Below are 18,082 nucleotides of genomic sequence, written 5' to 3' on the forward strand. Positions count from 1 at the left end.
GCTGTGCATATCACCATGAAGTAATGTTTGCGGGTTAGATAAAAAATTAGCTTTTAGTTTTGCTATTTCTAACTTCAATGCGTTGTTTTTTTGTATTGCGTCAACTTCGTTTTGTAGTTGCTTTGGGTAGTTATTGCGTTCGTGATCAATGTACGGATCGCTAAAAAATAAGTCTTCAGTGATTTGGCAAAGCTCAGGATTAGTAAATTGACTAACAAGTGCTTTTTTAGTTTGCGCGGTTAAATAAAAATCTGAATTATAAAAGCCAGTATGGCTTAAGTAGGTAGCTACATGCTGCGCCAATTTAGGAAATTGCTCAGCATTATTTTGTGCAGTTCGCAGTATTTGCAAATTACCTAAATCTTCTAAAATAGTCAGCGCTTGCATTTCACTATAATGTAAAACATTAGCAGTATAAGTAGGGCAAATAGCGCCATGATTAAGTAAAACTTGCGCTTCTATACGGGCTCTATCAAGTGTTAATGGCCACGACTCACCCACGCAACGAGCGTAAGGCAGAGCTTGCTTTAAAATAACACTATTGTTTTGCTCATCAGTAATTCTAAATACTAAATTAAGATTGCCATCACCAAACTCATATGCCGATAAGGTTTGTCCTTGAGCAAAAAAATTACATTGTTTAGATTCAATTAATTTCGATACGTAATCGATAGCGCGCTGTGCGTTAAAAGCAACATAGTTAGTCATGGTTTAAATCTCAAAAATCAGCTTTTAAGCATTCTATACCTTTAAATGTTTAGATGTCTACAAGTCTAACTTGAGAGTTATTCAAAGTGGTGTAAAATAACGTTACGCATTTTTAATACCTTAAGCATTATGCAAAATTTAATCGCAAGCAGTTTAAAATATGAAAACGGGTCGCTTAGTGTGCTCGACCAATATTTACTTCCTCACCAGCAGGTATGGCATCAGTGCCATGATGTAGAAACCATGAAAGAGCTGATCATTAACTTAAAAGTGCGTGGAGCTCCACTTATTGGTTTAGGCGCGAGCTTGTTAGTGGCGTATTTAGCTGAACAAGGGGTAGTAAAAAGTGAGCTTGAAAAAGCAATCAATGAACTAGAGGCCACTCGTCCAACGGCAGTTAATTTAATGCATTGTATGGCGGCATTGCGAAAAGCTTTAACGCAAAGCGATTATGTTGCCGGTATTGTTAGTACTGCTGAGCGGTTGTTTATTGAAGATATTGAGCTGTGTGAACGAATGGCAACCCGTGGCGCCGAGCTTATAAATAGTGGCGACAATGTATTAACTCATTGCAATACAGGGGCGCTTGCAACCGCTGGTATTGGTACTGCACTAGGTGTTATTTACAAAGCGCAGCAAAAATATGGCAACGTACATGTGTGGGTTGATGAAACACGACCACTATTACAAGGCGGTCGCTTAACTGCCTTTGAGCTTGAGCGCTGGAAAATACCTTACACATTAATTTGCGATAATATGGCGGCAAGTTTAATGGCTGCAGGTAAGGTAGATAAAATAGTAGTAGGGGCTGATCGTATTGCTGCCAATGGTGATTTTGCTAATAAAGTGGGTACCTATAATTTAGCCGTACTTGCGTATTTTCATAACATTCCATTTTATGTAGTTGCGCCTATTACCACGCTTGATACCAACACCGCGTGTGGTGATGATATAGAAATAGAGCAACGTAATCCTCAAGAAGTGCGCGGAGTTAGCGGTAGCTTTGGTGAGGCTTTATGGGCGCCCACTAATGCTAATGTATATAACCCAGCATTTGATATAACGCCGGCAAAGCTGGTTACAGGATGGGTGTTAGATACGGGTGTGTATAACCAGCAACAAGTATTAATGGGTAAACTTAAAGAGCTAACTCAATAATATGCGACTGAATTCTGAAAGAAACTCAGAGGTACTATTTAGGTAGTTGGGGTAGGCTTTTTCTATTGATTTCAAGTCGCTCCCTGCTACTAGAAGTACGTTATTGTGAGTTTGTTTTTCTTGTTCGGCGTAATGTGTTAGAGCTTCTTGCTTTTTATTTTCTGCATATAAAAAGACTCGACCCATTTGTGTTTCTGTGTTGTGAACGAGTAAAGCAAAGCCTGTATCTTTCGATTTATTTTTAATTTCGTCAACTTGGAATGCGCGATTAAATGCATCAAGCTTATGAAATGCGGCTAGCTTTTTATTTAGTGCCGAAAGCTCATCAACAAAGGTCTGCGATTGTTGTGAACTTAATTGATTTGAACCATCTTTGACTGCAAGAAACTCACCCATAATAAAAAATAATCGCTTCCAATCTGTGTCGGCTGCTTGGGGATTAGTTTTTAGTGTTTCTTTTTCAATAATATCTACAATTTCAACAGTAGTAGCCCAAAGGTGCTGAAGCCTAGTGCGCAACTGAACTTCAATTTGAAAGCCTTTATAATCGTGAGATTCTAAATTGTTATAACTTTTATAAACACGATGAATACCTCTGTAGCCTGTCGCTTTTGGGTTTTCAATATAATCATATGATTTAACGCTATGAACAGCTCTACTCGAGTCTAAACTGGCGTTAAGTTGATATAGATGCTCTAGATTATCTAAGATTACTCGGCAGCCACCTATATCGTGCATTCGCTTCAGATTTATTGCGTTTTCATTTTTACCATCCAACGAGGCTCTTTGTAACTTATCTATAATAGTTGGCAAGCGCTTTAAGCGTCTAACTATGGTCGCCGATTCTAGCAAATGAAGCTTTTTTACATGTTTCCATACGAGGTTTTTAATAATAGTCAGCGGATATAAATGTGCTGCACGATAGTTTTGTACAACCTCTATTGCAAAGTCAAAATCACCTTCATTTTTACGAAAAATACGACCAGCCTTTTCAACTTGCTTACGTGAGTAGGCTAGTTGTTGTTTAGACTTTTGATATTGTTCGTTCACCATTGGAAAGTTACTCTTTATCAGCTGCATTGCTGAAATAATATTACAGAGTTAAGTGATTGAAGTCATCCTGCAAATAGCATAAATACGCTTATAGAAAATATAGTTTAGGCATGCGTGCACTGAGCTTTATTAATCGAGCAAGGGAAATTGCTCTGCAATAGACGAGTCAGTGCTTTTTGCTACCCAGCCCTCTGTATTGTTAAATAAGCGAATGGCAGTAAACTCAGGGTCGCTTCCCATATCAAACCAATGCGGGGTAAGCTCAGGCACTGAAATTAAATCGCCTTGTTGGCAAAGTACCTGATAAACCTTATTGCCTAAATGCAGGCAAAATAGCCCTTGGCCTTTTACAAAAAAACGACACTTCGTCTTCACTATGAGTATGTTCAAATAAAAACTTTTTACGCAGCTCTGATGCGCCAAGATTACCTTTAGCTAGAGATATAACGTCTACTGTTTGATAGCCATTTTCGGTTTTTAACCGATCTATATCGTTTTTGTAGGCACTAATAATTTGCTCATGGGTGGTGTGCTCATTAATATCTGCATTTGCTTGCCACTGTTCAAAACGTACGTTTACTTTAGCTAGTTGCTTTGCAATATCATCAGCATTTGATGTGTTTACAAGTGCTTTGTTTGCATTGTTGTCGGCATACACTGTTAATTGGCTCATACTAATTGCTCCAATTTAAATTGGCTAAAGTCATTAATGTAAGGGTGTGCTTTAGTGCCTGCTTGCCCATCACGAATTAAATGTAGTGTTTTTATGCCCACAGCTTGCGCGGCATCAAGCTCGCCGGCTACATCACTTAAAAAGAGTATTTCTGCTGCTTTAAACGGTAACAGCTCAACAATAGTGTTATAGGCTATTTGCTCTTGTTTTGCGCCAACTTTGGTGTCAAAAAAGTCAGTAAACAAGCTGCGAATGTCACCATAATCACTGTATTTAAAAAGTAGCTGCTGCGCTTTTACTGACCCTGACGAGTACACATATAAAACTATATCGTTGTTGTACTGATCTTGTAAAAAATCAAATGCATCTGGGTATAAATGGCCCTTAAAATCACCGTGTTCATACCCTGTTTGCCAAATTAAGCCTTGTAACTGCTTAAGTGGAGTGATTTTTTTATCTTCATCAATCCAGGTAAGTAAGGTACTAATGACTTCTTCTATATCGGCGTTTGGCTTTTCGATAAGCGCTTTTACGACACTAATTTGCTCGGCTACATCAGGCTTATCAGCATTGGCACGTACAAAGGTAGGTAACTGTTTTGCCGCGTAAGGAAACAACACCTCTTTAACAAACGAGATACGGGTTATTGTGCCTTCGATGTCGGTTAAAATAGCTTTAATCATTTAGTTACTCCCGCTTGAATGCCTATTATTTTTAGGCGCTCTAGTTCGCAGCTAAATAAAAACTCTAAGGCTTCTAAGTGGCGGCGAACTTCATCAGTATTGCGCCCTACTGCATATAAGCCATGACCACGTATCAGTACGCCGTGCTCTATCGGCGTATGTAAATGATGGTCACTGACCAGCAGGCTTAATCGGTCAATATCTTGATCGTTATCGAAAATAGGAATGCTCAGCGTTTCTAAATGCGAAGTAAAGCCGCTCAGTGCTTTTTGCATTTCATAGCCTGTTAAATCAAGCTGATGCCTTTGGGTAATTTGCGACAGTACGGTGGCGGCTACAGAGTGAGTATGCAAAACACACTGTGCATCAGGTATAAGCTGATACAAACTTAGGTGTAATTGTGTTTCTGCCGATGGCTTTACAGCTCCTGCTAGGCGCTCGCCTTGGTGGTCTAATTGCAAAAAATGCGCTTGCGTCAGTGAGCCTTTATCGTGCCCACTTGCCGTAACAACAAAGCCAGTGCTAGTACGAGCTGAAAAATTTCCACCTGTTGCGGGTACCCAGCCTTTTTGGCTAACCCATTTTCCGGCTTCAATAAGTTGTGAAATAGCGGTATTGTTTTGCATACATTCCTCACTAATGAGCGTAAAGTTAATTGTTTTTAGACGGCTATACTTCTGTTTTAAGCAATGATAGCATCGCTTTAAGCGCAAAACCATCATTAAGGGCATCACGTGTTTGAAAGTAAATTACCAAATTTAGGCGTTAGTATATTTAGCCAAATGAGCGGGTTGGCTAATGAGTTTTCGGCAATTAATCTCTCTCAAGGCTTTCCTGAGTTTGATGCTCCTGAACTTTTAAAAACGCAGCTAAATTATTATGTGCAGCAGGGCGTTAATCAATATTCACCTTCAAGTGGTGTACCTCGATTACAGCAACAAATTGCTGATTTAGCAAAGCGTAAGTATGCAGCTGATATAAACGCAGCTGATCAAGTGACTGTTACCTCAGGTGCAACAGAGGCATTGTTTGTGGCTATTCAAACAATTGTGCGCCCAAGTGATGAAGTGATTGTATTTGACCCTGCATATGACTCTTACCAACCGGCAATTGAACTCGCTGGTGGAAAGTCGGTACACATTGCTTTAAGTGCGCCTAACTACATCATTGATTGGCAAGTAGTAAGCCAAGCAATTACTAAAAATACCCGTGCAATTATTATTAATACGCCTCATAACCCAAGCGGTAAAATATTACAGCCACGAGATATAAAAGAGCTTAAAGAGTTAGTTGGTACTCACAATTTATATGTAATAAGCGATGAGGTATATGAGCACATTACGTTTGATCAGCAACCGCATTTAAGCGTATTACGCGATGATGAATTATTTGCCAAAAGCTTTGTTATATCGAGTTTTGGTAAAACGTTTCACAGCACGGGCTGGAAAATGGGTTACTGTATTGCACCTGCCGATTTAGCTGTCGAATTTAGAAAAATTCATCAGTACGTTACGTTTTCAAGTTTTACCCCCGCACAGCATGCGCTTGCCGATATGCTAGAGCAGCAAGGCGAGCATATAGATGAGCTAAGTGGGTTTTATCAGCAAAAACGCGACTTATTAGCGAACCATTTAAGTAACAGCCGTTTTAAAATTTTATCTAGCCAGGGCACTTACTTTTTATTATTAGATTACAGTGATGTATCGGATTTAAACGATGTTGAATTTTGCCATTGGTTAGTTGAGCAAGCCGGTGTTGCGGCTATACCATTAAGTGTGTTTTATCAAAATCCACCAACCGACAAAGTTATTCGTTTATGCTTTGCTAAAAACGACAACACTCTCATAGAGGCTGCGCAAATATTATGTCAACTTTAACCATTACAGCATTGCAAAGCTCGCTTTATTGGCTTGATAAAGATGCTAATTTAGCCATGTTTAATAAACAGCTTGAAGCAATTGCGCATCAGCCCGATCTTATTTTACTGCCCGAAACATTCTCGACTGGCTTTGCTATTAATTTAGATTGTGCAGAGCCTGAAAACGGTAAAGTACTGACGTGGTTAAAGGCGCAGGCTCATAAACATAATGCGGTTATTGCAGGTTCGATACTTGTTGCACAAGGCGATAAAAAAGCGAATCGGTTTTATTGGGTAAAGCCCGATGGTGAGGTAAGTTATTACGATAAGCGTCATTTATTTCGCTTAGGCAGCGAGGGCGATTATGTTGTAGCAGGGCAAGCGCGCAAAGTTTTTGAAATCAATGGTTTTAAACTATTACCGCAGGTATGTTACGACCTGCGCTTTCCGGTATTTCAACGTAATAATAACGACTACGATGTAATGATAAACGTAGCAAACTGGCCTGCTGTGCGTCGCCATATTTGGGATACGTTACTTATGGCGCGTGCAATGGAAAACCTGTGTTACGTAGTAGGCGTTAATCGCGTGGGTGAAGACGGTAATGGTGTGGCGCACAATGGCGGTACCGCAGTATACGACTTTAAAGGCGATGCCTTAACTAAAGCGCAAGATAACACTGAGCAACTAGTTACTATCACGCTTGAAAAAGCGCCACTGGATGAGTTTAAAGCAGCGTTTCCTGCCTATTTAGATGCAGACTCTTTTACATTAATATAAACACGTTAATTTAGCGCAGAGCCAAAGAAGTGTTAAAATAGTCGCTGATATTTTTGTTGGCGGCTAATATACATTATGAACACGTTAATCACTCCTGTAATTTTAGCTGGTGGCATAGGCTCTCGCTTGTGGCCGCTTTCTCGCCAAGCAATGCCTAAACAATTTTTACCACTACTTAGTGAAAACACGTCATTACTGCAAAGTACATTGGCGCGTGTTTCTAATGAGTTGTTTGATAATGCTATTTTAGTGTGTAACGAACAGCACCGATTTATTGCCGCCGAGCAAGCTGCAAGCTCAACTCCTACTGCATTATTACTCGAACCCAAAGGTAAAAATACCGCGCCTGCCATCGCATTAGCCGCCCACTATGCACTGCAAAATGGGATTACCGGCCCGCTATTAGTGATGCCTGCCGATCATCATATTAAAAACTTTGATGTATTAACGACTAAGCTCCCAGAAGCTGTAAAACTTGCCGAGCAAGGTAAGTTAGTGACGTTTTCGATTACTCCTACAGAGCCTCATACTGGTTATGGCTACATAAAACAAGGCGCGGCTATTGCTGGAACGGGTTGTTACGATGTTGCACAATTTAAAGAAAAGCCTGGCTTAGATACAGCGAACCGTTATTTAGCTCAAGGAGGTTATAGCTGGAATAGCGGCATGTTTTTATTTACCCCAGCAGCCTACTTAAAAGAGCTCGAGAGGTTTGCGCCAAAAATAGCAACGAGCGTTGCTGCAGCGGCACAATTTACTAAAGATTTAGGGTTTACCCGCCCAAGTAACAGTGCGCTTGAACACTGCCCAAGCGATTCAATTGATTACGCTATTTTAGAGCGAAGCGACAACGTAGTTGTTATGCCTGTTGATTTAAAATGGAGTGATGTAGGTAGTTTTTCATCCCTTGATGCGCTTACAAAAAAAGATAAAAACGGTAATAGTTTAAATGCTAATTATATGGCTCAAAAAAGCACTAATAACTTAGTTATTAACGAGGCTGAACACACAATAGCCACGCTTGGAGTAAATGACTTAGCAATTATTCATACCCACGATGCCACGTTAATTGCAAACCAAAATGAGCTAGATTCTCTGCCTTTGCTACTTGAGCAAATTGCTACAACACAGGCCGATAAACTTAATTATCATCAAGTGGTTTTTCGCCCGTGGGGGAATTACCGTACTTTAGTTGAAGGCACGGGCTTTAAGGTTAAAAAAATTACTGTTAACAGTGGTGCTAAGCTTTCGACGCAGCGCCATCAGCATCGCGCTGAACATTGGGTTGTGGTCTCGGGTATTGCAAATGTATGTATTAATGAGCAAATGTATACGCTAACGCACGACCAATCGTGTTATATCGCCGCAAAAAAAATTCATAGCTTGGCTAATAATCAAAAAGAGCCGTTAATTGTCATTGAAGTGCAAACCGGTGCTGTACTTGATGAAAGTGATATAGAGCGATTTGATGATAAATATGGAAGAGATAAAAATTAAATTATTAATATTTCAAACTATAGAAGAGTGAACCTTATGGATCATATAAATAAACAGAGAAAACCAAAAAGTAAGAGGCTGCGTAAAAAATTATATGTGGATGAGTATGCTATTTTAGGTTTTTCACTTAAGTGTAATTTAGCATTAAAAATAAAATACAGTTTGATGTTTTTATTGATGATTTTTTAGTACAAGCTGCATCACAAAATCTTATGGTTGGAGGAGGGGGTGATGCGGAATATTTCGAGGTGTTTATAACATCTTCCAAACGTTATGGCTCACCTTCAATAGAAGATATAGAGGTGATTGAAAGCTGGTTGTTAAAAAATAAAGACGTTTCAAACTTATCATTAGGGCAGTTAGTGGATGTTAATTATAGCTTTTAACTGATATTAAATTTCACTCTAACTGCCCACGCACAAACTTTAAATATTGCTCTAAGCTGCGTTGCCACAGATCTAACGCTTCATCGAGCATATCGTTGTGTGGTTTTTTATCGAGTAAACGGCGCTCTATTTTTTTAAGCTCAATACCATAGCGATTAAAACCAAGTTGCAGCGCGGTACTTGCTTGGCGATGTAAAAGTTTAATGCATTGCTCTGGTTGGTGGTCAATAAGCTTTTGACAGCGGATTAGTTTGTTACGCGCCGAAAGCACAAATTCATTATAAATCGACGACACTTCATCTTCACTAAACGAGCCGGTGAGTGTTTCGGCTGCTGTTTTGTCATACAAGGTATCAATAAGCTCTACTGCAATACTCGCAGTTTGATTAGATTGAGAATCGCTAAGTGCTTGGCGAAGCTTTTCATGCTTAATAGGCTTGCCTACAATGTCTTTTATACCTAGTTCTAAATACTCTTTTACTTCGTCAGGGCTAAGGCTTGCAGTAAACGCGAGTACTGGGGTTCGTTGATTTTTATGACCAATGCGTTTTAGGCGTTTAAGTACTTCTTGCCCAGTTAAATCAGGTAGGTTCATATCAAGCAAAACAACATCAAAGTGGTGAGCTTGCATGAGTTCGATTGCGCTTTCTCCATCTTTTGCGAGCTTAATTCTGTGCTCATCGTCAGCCATAAATTCTATAGCAATTTTTTGATTTAAATCTAAATCTTCGACCAGTAGTACATCAAGCCCTGTTAAGTAATCTTTAGTTTGATGGCGCTGCTCTACAAGGCTTAACTCACCTAAAGTGAAGGTAATGGTAAAGCTAAATACACTGCCAGTACCAAGCTGGCTGGTTATTTCGAGTCGGCTACTGAGCTTTTCAAGCAGGCGACTGGTAATGGCTAAACCAAGGCCGGTTCCGCCTTTCTCTTTTCCGGCGCTACTTTGTACATAAGGTTCTGTTAAGTAGGCTATCTCATCATTTTCTATACCTGGCCCTGAATCTTTTACACTAATTTTTATAGTGTGTTCAAGTTGCTTTTCTAATACTAAATCAACCTGAATTTTAACGGTTCCGTGGTCTGTAAACTTAATGGCATTACCCACTAAATTAATAATTATTTGCCTAAGTTTTTGCTGGTCGCAGTAATAACATGCTTGCTCAGGAATATTACATATTAGTTCAAACTTGAGTTGCTTTTGCTCGGCGAGAGGGCTGAGTAATAAGCATAAATTATTAATCCATGTTTTAAACTCTACATCTTCTTCGTAAAGCGCTTCGTCACTTTGATCTAGGCTCGCGTAATCAAGGACCTTATCTACCAATAAGTTAAGTGATTCGGCAGAATTTATAATCGCCTCGCAATAGGCTTTATTGCGGGTATCACTTGTTTGGTTCATAACAAGTTGGGCGCTGCCTAAAATACCGTTTAGCGGGGTGCGAATTTCGTGGCTTATAGTTGATAAAAAGAGCCCGCGTATTTCTAAATCTTTTTGTGCTTTATCGGCTAATTTATTGAGGTGCTGCTCTCTGCGCTCATTACACAATAACGCCATACCTGCAGCATAAAACATGGGTGCAATTACGCTATTTAAAAATAGCAAAGAGCTAAACCAGCCATTTACTAAAAGATTTTTTTGTTCAATGCTATCCATAAATAACGAGCGGCCAATAAAGCTTAAAGCAACAAGCGTTAAAATGGTTATGTATACAATGCTGCCATTGGGATAGGGTTTGCGTGCACACTTAATAAATATAAACAGTAAAAAACCGGCCTCTGCTATGTGTTGTATATCGGATGCAATCACTCTTTCGTGTAAAGATGGTTCAAAAAAGGTGTAATAACCAAGCATTACAGTGCAAAAAGCGGTCACTGAGCAAAGTAATTTAAAACCAATACCGTGATAATTTAAAAATTGACTGATTGAAAGGCAATGTACAATTGATGCGGCAAACATCATGCAGCTGGCAATATTAATTATAACTACATTGTGGGTATCACCAACGAAGGTAAATCCAATAACAGAGCTCAGTAATAAAACAGGATAAAAAATATAGAGTAGAGTGCCTGGAATCTGTTTGTTTGTACGCCACGTTAAAAAGTTAAGAAAGGTCATTACGACCATAATGGCTATGCTGGCAAAATATAGAGTGAAAGAATCGAGCATTGAAGTTCCAGCAAAGTAGCGTTTAAACCAATATTAATAAAAAAGTATACACTTAATTAACCACATAACACATACAAAAACAGACACCTAAGTGTCTGTTTTAATGTTTAGTCGTAATTCATATTTAGCGAATTTCGTCTGGTATATTTTGCTGTGCCCATGACAATAGCTCAATACGGTTTCGACATTTAGTTTTTCTAAATGCACTATATAAGTGTGTTTTTACTGTGTGTGGACTAATGCTTAACTCTTCAGCGATTTCTTTGTTTTTAGAACCATTACTCATTAACGAGATAATTGCTTTTTCTCGTTTAGTAAGTTTAACCGGCTCTATATCACCTTCGGTTAGTTTGTGCAGTGCGTCTTTATTAAACTGCAGCATACGATTTAATGCATTACACATAATATCGCGACGGTACCAAAGTTGATCTTCAAGTAGTAGGCGAATACCTTTCATTAATACATCAGCGTTATCTGTTGTATAAAATACGCCACGAATACCGCTCAATAATGCACGATTAGCAAGCTCAGGGTTTTCGTCTAGATTAAATAATATTATATCGCATTTAATACGTAGGTTTACTAGTTGTTCTTTTAGTTTGCCCCATGCATCCTTGCTTGATGTTTCAATAAACAAAAGTCGAGTCCCTTCAGGTATGTCTAAAATATTAGTACCTGTGGTTACGTCAAGGCCTTGCGTTTTTAACAAAGGTTCTAGAACGTTAATACCAATAGTGTTAATTGGCTCTTTATCTAATAACAAAAAGGCAGAACTGCTCATGTTTTATATACTCTTTTATAAAGCTGACTGATTAAGTTTACCACGACTTCCACACCTATTGTATTAGAAAGTCGTTAATGTACTCAAAAACAAGTACGATTTTACGATTATTTAAACATAAAATGTTGCAAATAAGTAATTTTAAATCTTTAAGTTGTGATTTCTCTTAACACTTGTTACTCAATTAAAGTGCAAGTGATTTTAAATAATTTCTTTTTTAGAGTCTTGATACGGGGGCCAGCCCATTTCTTTACCAGCAAGCATGTGTAAATGTATGTGATATACAGTTTGCCCGCCGTGCTTGTTACAGTTCATAACTACGCGGTATCCATCTTCGGCAAAGTTATTTTGTTTAGCTAATTTTGCGGCAACGAGGTATAAATCACCTATTAAATGAGCATTTTCTTCGTTTATATCATTTATGGTGGCAATTGCTTTTTTTGGGATAATTAATACATGAAATGGGGCCTGAGGGTTTATATCTTTAAATGCAAGAGTGTTATCGTCTTCATAAACAATACTGGCTGGAATTTCTCGGTTAATTATTTTAGTAAAAATTGTTTCTTGGCTCATAGTGTGTTCCTAATTAAGTGTTGTGAATTTTAAGCTCACTAATGACAAACTTTCAAAGCAGTGTCAAACTGAAATCAAATATAGGAGTTAATATGCTTAAACCAATTTTAATAAGTAGTGCAGTTGCATTACTACTTAGTTTTTCGGCTAATGCGGAAAATATTCACTTTCCAGAAGAATTTGTACCACTGCAAGTGGGCGATAAAATGCTAGAAAGCTCTTTGTTTAGTCGTATTGATGATGTAGAGCTTGCACCAGGAACCTATCAGCTTAGGCTAAAGTACACTGATTTATATGAAGACGGCTACGACATGCATGAAGTGATAGAGTCTGAACCATTTTGGGTAAGTGTAACTGTTGAAGCAGGTAAAGATTATACCTTAGTGTTTAATCGTGCTGAAAATGCAGTATCTGCAAAAGTATTTGCAGAGGCACCACAAGTGAGTTTAAAAGCAAAAAGTAGCGCTGTTGCTAAGCCTCTAAGTGTTATTTCTAACACGCAACTAGCAAGCAATAAACCGGTAATGCAAAATACATTGCCTGCAGGACCTTCACGTCCTAGTCAGCCAATAAAGCCGATAGCACCAATTACAGGTAAAGGCATGCCAAGTGCGCCGCAAATGCTTGATTTTTGGTGGCAACAAGCCACAACTGCAGAGCGTAAAGCTTTCTTAGAAAAAGTAACAAAGTAAAATAACAGAAAAACAAAAGGGCCACATTTGGCCCTTTTTAGTTTCTAGTTAACGCTATTTATTCAAATAATGCGTCAATAGTACCTTGCGCAAGAGGGTGATACCCAGGGCGCGCTTTTAAGTACACGCTTTGTGCCCACTCTTTTTTACCGTTAGTGATAAGTGATTTATATAACGGTACAATTAGCTTACGACGACCAATACCAGATAAGTGCTTGTTAAGCGCAGGATAAATTGGTTGATAACCATTACCTACTGCTAGCATAAACCAAGCAAACGCACGTTCAGCGTTAGTTGATTGCGTTAGGTTAAATTCACTATCAAGCTCGCTCATTTTCTCTATGCTTAAATCGCGTGGTAAGTTATTTAAAAAGTGTAGCCACTCATGCACAGACCAATCAGTCGTTGGTAGTTGAGCTGCGGTTGTGTCGCCTTTCAACCATGCTGCTGTAGCAGTATCTACTTTATCAAATGCATCAGACGTTGGATTTGGCGCATCACTTGGTAAGCCAGGCTCAAAAATCCATTCGTTTACTTTATCCATACTTACAACACCAGGGTACTTCTCAATTAAGTTAGCTTTTAAGTAAGTAACAAATTGCGCGGTAGTAAGTGATTTAAACGAAAACTCTTTAAAGTACGCTTTTACGAATGGGTCAAACTTATCGCGACCATATTTGTTTTCTAGGTAGATTAAAAATAACTGACCTTTAGTGTAAGGCACTGAGCTAAATGCATCGTCTGGGTCGCGCCCGTTAAGTTTTAAATTAAGGCGTGTATCTGGTGCATCAATTGTTTTAATTTGTGCGCGTAAAGACGCTGAATCAAGTGCTTGTTCCATAACCGCACGGTCACGACCAAATACTTCTTCCATAATGCGGTTTTCAACGTACGAGGTAAAACCTTCGTTTAACCATAAATCTTCCCACGTTGCGTTCGTAACTAAGTTACCTGACCAAGAATGAGCAAGCTCATGGGCAATAAGGTTAACTAAGCTTTTATCACCAGCAACAACCGTTGGAGTTATAAACGATAAGCGTGGATTTTCCATGCCACCAAACGGAAAACTTGGCGGTAGCATTAATAAGTCGTAGCGACCCCATGCATATTCGCCGTACATAGCGTTTGTTTTGTCGATCATGGCTTGGGTGTCGTCAAATTCAGCAACTGAGGCATCTAAAATTGTAGGCTCAGCAAATATGCCAGTTTGGTGCGACATTGCTTTAAATTCTAAGTTACCTGCGCCAATAGCAATTAGGTAAGGTGAAATTGCTTGTGGCATATCAAAAATGTAGTCGCCATCTTTATAAAGCGCATCTTTGTTATCGGCACTCATTACAGCACGTATATCTTTTGGTGTATGAATTCGTGCAGAGTAAGTTACACGCATTGCGGGTGTATCTTGCACTGGGATCCAACTACGTGCATGAATTGCTTGCGATTGGCTGTACATAAATGGATGCGTTTTACTTGCCGTTTGCTCTGGTGTTAACCATTGCAGGCCTGAAGCTTCTGGACGACTGTTGTAATAAATACGAACTACTTCAGCTTGGTTTTTAAACACAATAGTAAGCTTTGAACCTTTAACATCATCTCGCTTAGCTAAATCAAAAGTCGCTTTTTTCCAGTTACCGCTTTGATCTTTGTACATTACTTTATCAATGTCTAAGTCGCGGGTATCAAGTACGAGAGTTCTACTTTTGCTGTTGTTCCACTGAAGAGTATGCTCAACAAAACCTTCTAACTGCTTGTCGGCAAAGTCGACATCTAAATCAAGGTTTAAGTGAGTAGTAACAACATCATCAAGGTTAGCATACGAGTTTTGGTCAATCGCATTAGCCATTGCTTGCGAACACATACCCGCCATAGCGAGGCTTAAAAAAAGAGGTTTAATTTTCATCATTACTCTGAACACAAATAAAAAAGTGCTGGTTTTATATCACGATTGACACGGTGGGTTGAGTGATTTTTACAATCTAGTGCCACATTTGCGACGATGAGGTAAACTATTGCGATTAGTTACCGGTATTTTTAGAGAGCTTTGTGGCGCATTCATTACACTCATTACATACATTCGCATTAAACAGCCAATGCCAAAATTTTGTTGAAATTACTCAGGTTGAGCAACTTAAAACGCAAAGTTTTAGCGCACCGTTTTGTTTGCTAGGCGAGGGCAGTAATACCGTATTTTTAAATGACTACATGGGTACGGTTATAAAAATAGCTTTAAAAGGTATTAAAATTACCGAGCGTGAGAGCGACACACTAATAAGTATTGCCGCAGGCGAAAACTGGCATCAACTAGTCAGTTATTTATTAGAGAAAAATATACCCGGGCTTGAAAATCTAGCACTTATACCGGGCACAGTGGGTGCATCGCCGGTACAAAATATTGGTGCTTATGGCGTTGAGATAGCTAAATTTATTGAGTTGGTAGAGTACTTTGATATAACCACTAAAACTATGCACTCACTAAATAATACACAATGTGAATTTGCTTACAGAGACTCAATATTTAAAAATGCTCTCAAAAATAAAGCGGTGATCACGCAAGTGCATTTAGCGCTCCCAAAAAAATGGCAACCAGTATTAAGTTATGGCCCCCTGCAACAGCTCTCAAGCATTACCCCGCAAGCAGTATTCGATCAAGTAATACAAACTCGCAATAGCAAATTACCTAACCCATATACACTTGCCAATGCGGGTAGCTTTTTTAAAAACCCAATAATAACCAACCAGCAGTTAGCTGAACTATTAAAGCAATTTGCAGATTTACCTCATTACGAATATGGGCAAAGTCATCACAAGGTCGCAGCAGGTTGGCTAATCGATCAAAGTGGTTTAAAAGGGCACCGTGAGGCCGGTATAGAAGTGCATCAACAACAAGCTCTAGTACTTGTTAATCACGGAAATAGTGAAGGCAGCGACCTAATAAAAATGATTAAACACATTCAGCAAGTTGTTTATACGCGTTACAACATCATGCTAGAACACGAAGTACGTTTAATGGATGCACGCAGCGAATGCCATATTAACGCGGAGCCTAAGTAATGAAAGCACCTGATGGAAACAAACTCGCTATTTTAAATGCACTCAACCAAGGAGGCTTTGTATCTGGCCAAGCCTTGGGTGAAAAGCTAGGTATTAGCCGAGCTGCGGTAAGTAAACATATTAAAACGTTACAAGAAATGGGCTTGGATATCTTTAAAGTGACTGGCAAAGGCTATTGTTTGAATAGTCAGGTGGGCCTTCTAAATAAAACGCAAATTGATCAGCACTACAAAGCGCTAGGTGCTAATACTGCCGATGTAGAAGTACATCCTATTATTGATTCGACCAACAGTGAGCTTATGCGCCGTATACAGGCTAAAACAGCGCTTGAATCTGGCACTGTTATTGTTGCTGAAATGCAGCAAGCAGGACGTGGCAGACGCGGCCGTGTTTGGCAATCCCCATTTGGCGCTAATCTGTATTACAGTTACTTTTGGCGTCTAGATGACGGCTTACAAGCTGCAATGGGTGTATCAATTGCAGTAGGCATTGCTGTTTATGATGCAATTAAAGCGTTATACCAAATTGACGTAGAGCTTAAATGGCCTAACGATATTTATATAAATAAACAAAAACTTGCAGGTGTATTGGTTGAATTAGATGGACAACCGCAAGGACCTTGTCAGTTAGTGATTGGTATAGGTATTAATTTACAAATGCCTGAGAGTTTTAGCCAACATATAGACCAAGCGTGGACCGACTTAAATCAACATACTCAAAAGCTTGATAAAAACCACCTGGTGGCGTCACTTACTTATCATTTAGAGCAGCGTTTAGTGCAGTATCGTCAAACGGGCTTACAAGATATGTATGAGCAATGGAATTCCCTTAATGCGTTTGCTGGCGATTATGTTGAGCTAAATACAGGGCACCGAAGTTGGCGTGGAATATGCGAAGGTATTGACCCACAAGGTGGAATACGAATTCGCCAAGATGGTGAAGTAAAAAGTTATTACGGTGGGGAAGTCTCCCTCAGAAAGGCGCAAGTATGAGATTACTGATCGACGTAGGAAATACATCATTAAAAGCTGTGTTGTGGCATAACGAGCAAGCACAACCGGCAGATATAAATAACCTACCTTGGTTGCAAATAACCGAAGTGATTTATGCGTGCGTAGGGCGCAGTGATTTACTAAACGATATTCTCGCGCAAGCGGCTAGCAATAATATTGCTTGCTTTGAAGCCAAGGTAACCAAAACGCTTGGAGATCTTGTATGCGCTTACGAGCATGTAGCTAACTTAGGCATAGACAGGTGGCTTGCGCTTATTGCAGGCTTTACGTTATATCCAAACACAGCATGCATTGTTGTTGATGCGGGTACTGCAACCACAATTGACGTGCTTGATAGCGAATGTAAGCATTTAGGTGGCTGGATTTTACCTGGGCTTGATTTAATGACCTCATCGCTTACACAAAATACCCAACGTGTTTTTGATGACGGTAAAACACCGTTTACTAATAAATTGGGTAAAAACACGCCAAATGGTTTAAAAAACGGTGCCTTAGTGGCAACCATTGGAGCAATTGAGCAAGCTAAGTTGCACTTAACGGATAAAAAAACAGAGCAAAAAGTACAAATAATTTTTGCTGGTGGCTATGGCTCACTATTACAGCAGCAATTTGCAGGAAGTATTTTTGATTCATTGCTCGTAATGAAGGGATTAAATTACTGGCACCAGCTAAGTAAAACAACATAAAAAAGTGCAAAAAACGTGTTTTCGCGTGAATATTGAGCATTTAAACTAAAAATTTACACTTTTTTTAATTTTGTTGTTGCATCCCAATAAACCTTACTCTAATATCTCGCCCCGTACTAAAGCAGTGCCGACTTAGCTCAGCTGGTAGAGCAACTGACTTGTAATCAGTAGGTCAACCGTTCGACTCGGTTAGTCGGCACCACTTTCCTTTTACCGGAAGTGAATTAGTAGAGAATTATCGTGGAGGGGTTCCCGAGCGGCCAAAGGGATCAGACTGTAAATCTGACGGCTCAGCCTTCGCTGGTTCGAATCCAGCTCCC

General features: G+C 39.3%; 18 protein-coding genes, 1 tRNA gene and 1 pseudogene. 11 read left to right on the forward strand and 9 right to left on the reverse strand.

Features of this window, described 5'->3' with window-relative positions; all coding sequences use genetic code 11:
* On the reverse strand, nt 1-708 hold a 708-nt coding region (gene mtnK / locus P20652_RS17750; RefSeq protein ID WP_033017263.1), incomplete at its 3' end, for an S-methyl-5-thioribose kinase.
* A gap of 129 nt (nt 709-837) precedes the next feature.
* Here mtnK and mtnA point away from each other — a divergent pair.
* Entirely contained in the window at nt 838-1,866 is a 1,029-nt protein-coding gene (mtnA, locus tag P20652_RS12385; protein ID WP_008167364.1) for an S-methyl-5-thioribose-1-phosphate isomerase, read from the forward strand.
* Here the strand turns inward: mtnA and P20652_RS12380 are convergent.
* From P20652_RS12380 to P20652_RS12370, 4 genes and pseudogenes are all read right to left on the reverse strand, one after another.
* Nucleotides 1,855-2,919 carry a RelA/SpoT domain-containing protein gene (locus P20652_RS12380; protein WP_008167366.1) on the reverse strand — a complete coding sequence of 355 codons (1,065 nt, stop codon included), beginning with the start codon at nt 2,917-2,919 and terminating at the stop codon, nt 1,855-1,857. The two genes, mtnA and P20652_RS12380, sit on opposite strands and share 12 nt — an antisense overlap.
* 129 nt (nt 2,920-3,048) lie before the next feature.
* A pseudogene (locus P20652_RS17755) lies at nt 3,049-3,592 on the reverse strand (acireductone dioxygenase).
* Complete coding sequence (gene mtnC, locus P20652_RS12375; protein ID WP_008167372.1) at nt 3,589-4,275, reverse strand: acireductone synthase; 687 nt, start codon at nt 4,273-4,275, stop codon at nt 3,589-3,591. Before mtnC ends, P20652_RS17755 begins: the two are co-directional and overlap by 4 nt.
* On the reverse strand, nt 4,272-4,901 hold the full coding sequence (locus tag P20652_RS12370; RefSeq protein ID WP_008167373.1) for a methylthioribulose 1-phosphate dehydratase: 630 nt from the start codon (nt 4,899-4,901) through the stop codon (nt 4,272-4,274). The genes mtnC and P20652_RS12370 overlap by 4 nt, the downstream gene beginning before the upstream one ends.
* Nucleotides 4,902-5,009: 108 nt before the next feature.
* Between P20652_RS12370 and P20652_RS12365 the strand changes: the two genes are divergently transcribed.
* From P20652_RS12365 to P20652_RS21435, 5 genes are all read left to right on the forward strand, one after another.
* Nucleotides 5,010-6,152, forward strand: a complete 1,143-nt coding sequence (locus tag P20652_RS12365) for a methionine aminotransferase (protein WP_008167374.1) — start codon at nt 5,010-5,012, stop codon at nt 6,150-6,152.
* Complete coding sequence (locus tag P20652_RS12360) at nt 6,140-6,913, forward strand: amidohydrolase (RefSeq protein ID WP_008167375.1); 774 nt, start codon at nt 6,140-6,142, stop codon at nt 6,911-6,913. The genes P20652_RS12365 and P20652_RS12360 overlap by 13 nt, the downstream gene beginning before the upstream one ends.
* A 75-nt stretch (nt 6,914-6,988) precedes the next feature.
* On the forward strand, nt 6,989-8,410 hold the full coding sequence (locus P20652_RS12355; RefSeq protein WP_008167376.1) for a mannose-1-phosphate guanylyltransferase/mannose-6-phosphate isomerase: 1,422 nt from the start codon (nt 6,989-6,991) through the stop codon (nt 8,408-8,410).
* A gap of 36 nt (nt 8,411-8,446) precedes the next feature.
* Nucleotides 8,447-8,599, forward strand: a complete 153-nt coding sequence (locus tag P20652_RS21430) for a 50S ribosome-binding protein YggL (protein WP_008167377.1) — start codon at nt 8,447-8,449, stop codon at nt 8,597-8,599.
* Nucleotides 8,566-8,796, forward strand: coding sequence for a 50S ribosome-binding protein YggL (locus P20652_RS21435; RefSeq protein WP_370587435.1), 231 nt, complete (start codon nt 8,566-8,568; stop codon nt 8,794-8,796). The genes P20652_RS21430 and P20652_RS21435 overlap by 34 nt, the downstream gene beginning before the upstream one ends.
* A 13-nt stretch (nt 8,797-8,809) precedes the next feature.
* Here the strand turns inward: P20652_RS21435 and P20652_RS12350 are convergent, their stop codons facing one another.
* From P20652_RS12350 to P20652_RS12340, 3 genes are all read right to left on the reverse strand, one after another.
* Nucleotides 8,810-10,966 (reverse strand): ATP-binding protein, encoded by a 2,157-nt coding sequence (locus P20652_RS12350; protein WP_008167379.1) that lies wholly within the window; start codon nt 10,964-10,966, stop codon nt 8,810-8,812.
* Nucleotides 10,967-11,090: 124 nt separating this feature from the next.
* On the reverse strand, nt 11,091-11,747 hold the full coding sequence (locus P20652_RS12345) for a response regulator transcription factor (RefSeq protein WP_008167380.1): 657 nt from the start codon (nt 11,745-11,747) through the stop codon (nt 11,091-11,093).
* Between the two features lie 201 nt (nt 11,748-11,948).
* Nucleotides 11,949-12,320 (reverse strand): histidine triad nucleotide-binding protein, encoded by a 372-nt coding sequence (locus tag P20652_RS12340; protein WP_008167381.1) that lies wholly within the window; start codon nt 12,318-12,320, stop codon nt 11,949-11,951.
* A 92-nt stretch (nt 12,321-12,412) separates the two neighbouring features.
* Between P20652_RS12340 and P20652_RS12335 the strand changes: the two genes are divergently transcribed.
* A complete protein-coding gene (locus P20652_RS12335) occupies nt 12,413-13,012 on the forward strand; it encodes a DUF2057 domain-containing protein (RefSeq protein ID WP_008167382.1) in 600 nt (199 codons plus the stop codon).
* A 58-nt stretch (nt 13,013-13,070) separates the two neighbouring features.
* On the opposite strand, the gene P20652_RS12330 is transcribed toward P20652_RS12335, so the two are convergent.
* On the reverse strand, nt 13,071-14,912 hold the full coding sequence (locus P20652_RS12330) for a M1 family metallopeptidase (protein WP_008167383.1): 1,842 nt from the start codon (nt 14,910-14,912) through the stop codon (nt 13,071-13,073).
* Nucleotides 14,913-15,055: 143 nt separating this feature from the next.
* Here P20652_RS12330 and murB point away from each other — a divergent pair, with 143 nt between their 5' ends.
* The 4 genes from murB (at nt 15,056) to P20652_RS17765 (ending at nt 17,964) form a co-directional block, all read left to right on the forward strand.
* Nucleotides 15,056-16,063: a UDP-N-acetylmuramate dehydrogenase gene (murB, locus tag P20652_RS12325; protein ID WP_008167384.1), complete on the forward strand. Its 1,008-nt coding sequence runs from the start codon at nt 15,056-15,058 to the stop codon at nt 16,061-16,063.
* Nucleotides 16,063-17,055: a bifunctional biotin--[acetyl-CoA-carboxylase] ligase/biotin operon repressor BirA gene (birA, locus tag P20652_RS12320; protein ID WP_008167385.1), complete on the forward strand. Its 993-nt coding sequence runs from the start codon at nt 16,063-16,065 to the stop codon at nt 17,053-17,055. The genes murB and birA overlap by 1 nt, the downstream gene beginning before the upstream one ends.
* The gene (locus tag P20652_RS12315) at nt 17,052-17,762 is read left to right on the forward strand and encodes a type III pantothenate kinase (RefSeq protein ID WP_008167387.1); all 711 of its coding nucleotides are present in this window, start codon (nt 17,052-17,054) and stop codon (nt 17,760-17,762) included. Before birA ends, P20652_RS12315 begins: the two co-directional genes overlap by 4 nt.
* Nucleotides 17,763-17,888: 126 nt before the next feature.
* Nucleotides 17,889-17,964 (forward strand) — tRNA-Thr (locus P20652_RS17765).
* Nucleotides 17,965-18,082: the final 118 nt, after the last annotated feature.

Source organism: Pseudoalteromonas sp. BSi20652 (genome assembly GCF_000239855.1).
Classification (GTDB): Bacteria; Pseudomonadota; Gammaproteobacteria; order Enterobacterales; family Alteromonadaceae; genus Pseudoalteromonas.

Bases quoted from the DNA above. Each gene is read 5' to 3' on its own strand.
- P20652_RS12355 (WP_008167376.1), top strand. From the start codon at position 6,989: ATGAACACGTTAATCACTCCTGTAATTTTAGCTGGTGGCATAGGCTCT.
- P20652_RS12350 (WP_008167379.1), bottom strand. From the start codon at position 10,966: ATGCTCGATTCTTTCACTCTATATTTTGCCAGCATAGCCATTATGGTC.
- P20652_RS12345 (WP_008167380.1), bottom strand. From the start codon at position 11,747: ATGAGCAGTTCTGCCTTTTTGTTATTAGATAAAGAGCCAATTAACACT.
- P20652_RS12380 (WP_008167366.1), bottom strand. From the start codon at position 2,919: ATGGTGAACGAACAATATCAAAAGTCTAAACAACAACTAGCCTACTCA.
- mtnC (WP_008167372.1), bottom strand. From the start codon at position 4,275: ATGATTAAAGCTATTTTAACCGACATCGAAGGCACAATAACCCGTATC.
- P20652_RS12335 (WP_008167382.1), top strand. From the start codon at position 12,413: ATGCTTAAACCAATTTTAATAAGTAGTGCAGTTGCATTACTACTTAGT.
- P20652_RS12330 (WP_008167383.1), bottom strand. From the start codon at position 14,912: ATGAAAATTAAACCTCTTTTTTTAAGCCTCGCTATGGCGGGTATGTGT.
- mtnA (WP_008167364.1), top strand. From the start codon at position 838: ATGCAAAATTTAATCGCAAGCAGTTTAAAATATGAAAACGGGTCGCTT.
- P20652_RS12370 (WP_008167373.1), bottom strand. From the start codon at position 4,901: ATGCAAAACAATACCGCTATTTCACAACTTATTGAAGCCGGAAAATGG.
- P20652_RS12360 (WP_008167375.1), top strand. From the start codon at position 6,140: ATGTCAACTTTAACCATTACAGCATTGCAAAGCTCGCTTTATTGGCTT.
- P20652_RS12315 (WP_008167387.1), top strand. From the start codon at position 17,052: ATGAGATTACTGATCGACGTAGGAAATACATCATTAAAAGCTGTGTTG.
- P20652_RS12340 (WP_008167381.1), bottom strand. From the start codon at position 12,320: ATGAGCCAAGAAACAATTTTTACTAAAATAATTAACCGAGAAATTCCA.
- P20652_RS21430 (WP_008167377.1), top strand. From the start codon at position 8,447: ATGGATCATATAAATAAACAGAGAAAACCAAAAAGTAAGAGGCTGCGT.
- birA (WP_008167385.1), top strand. From the start codon at position 16,063: ATGAAAGCACCTGATGGAAACAAACTCGCTATTTTAAATGCACTCAAC.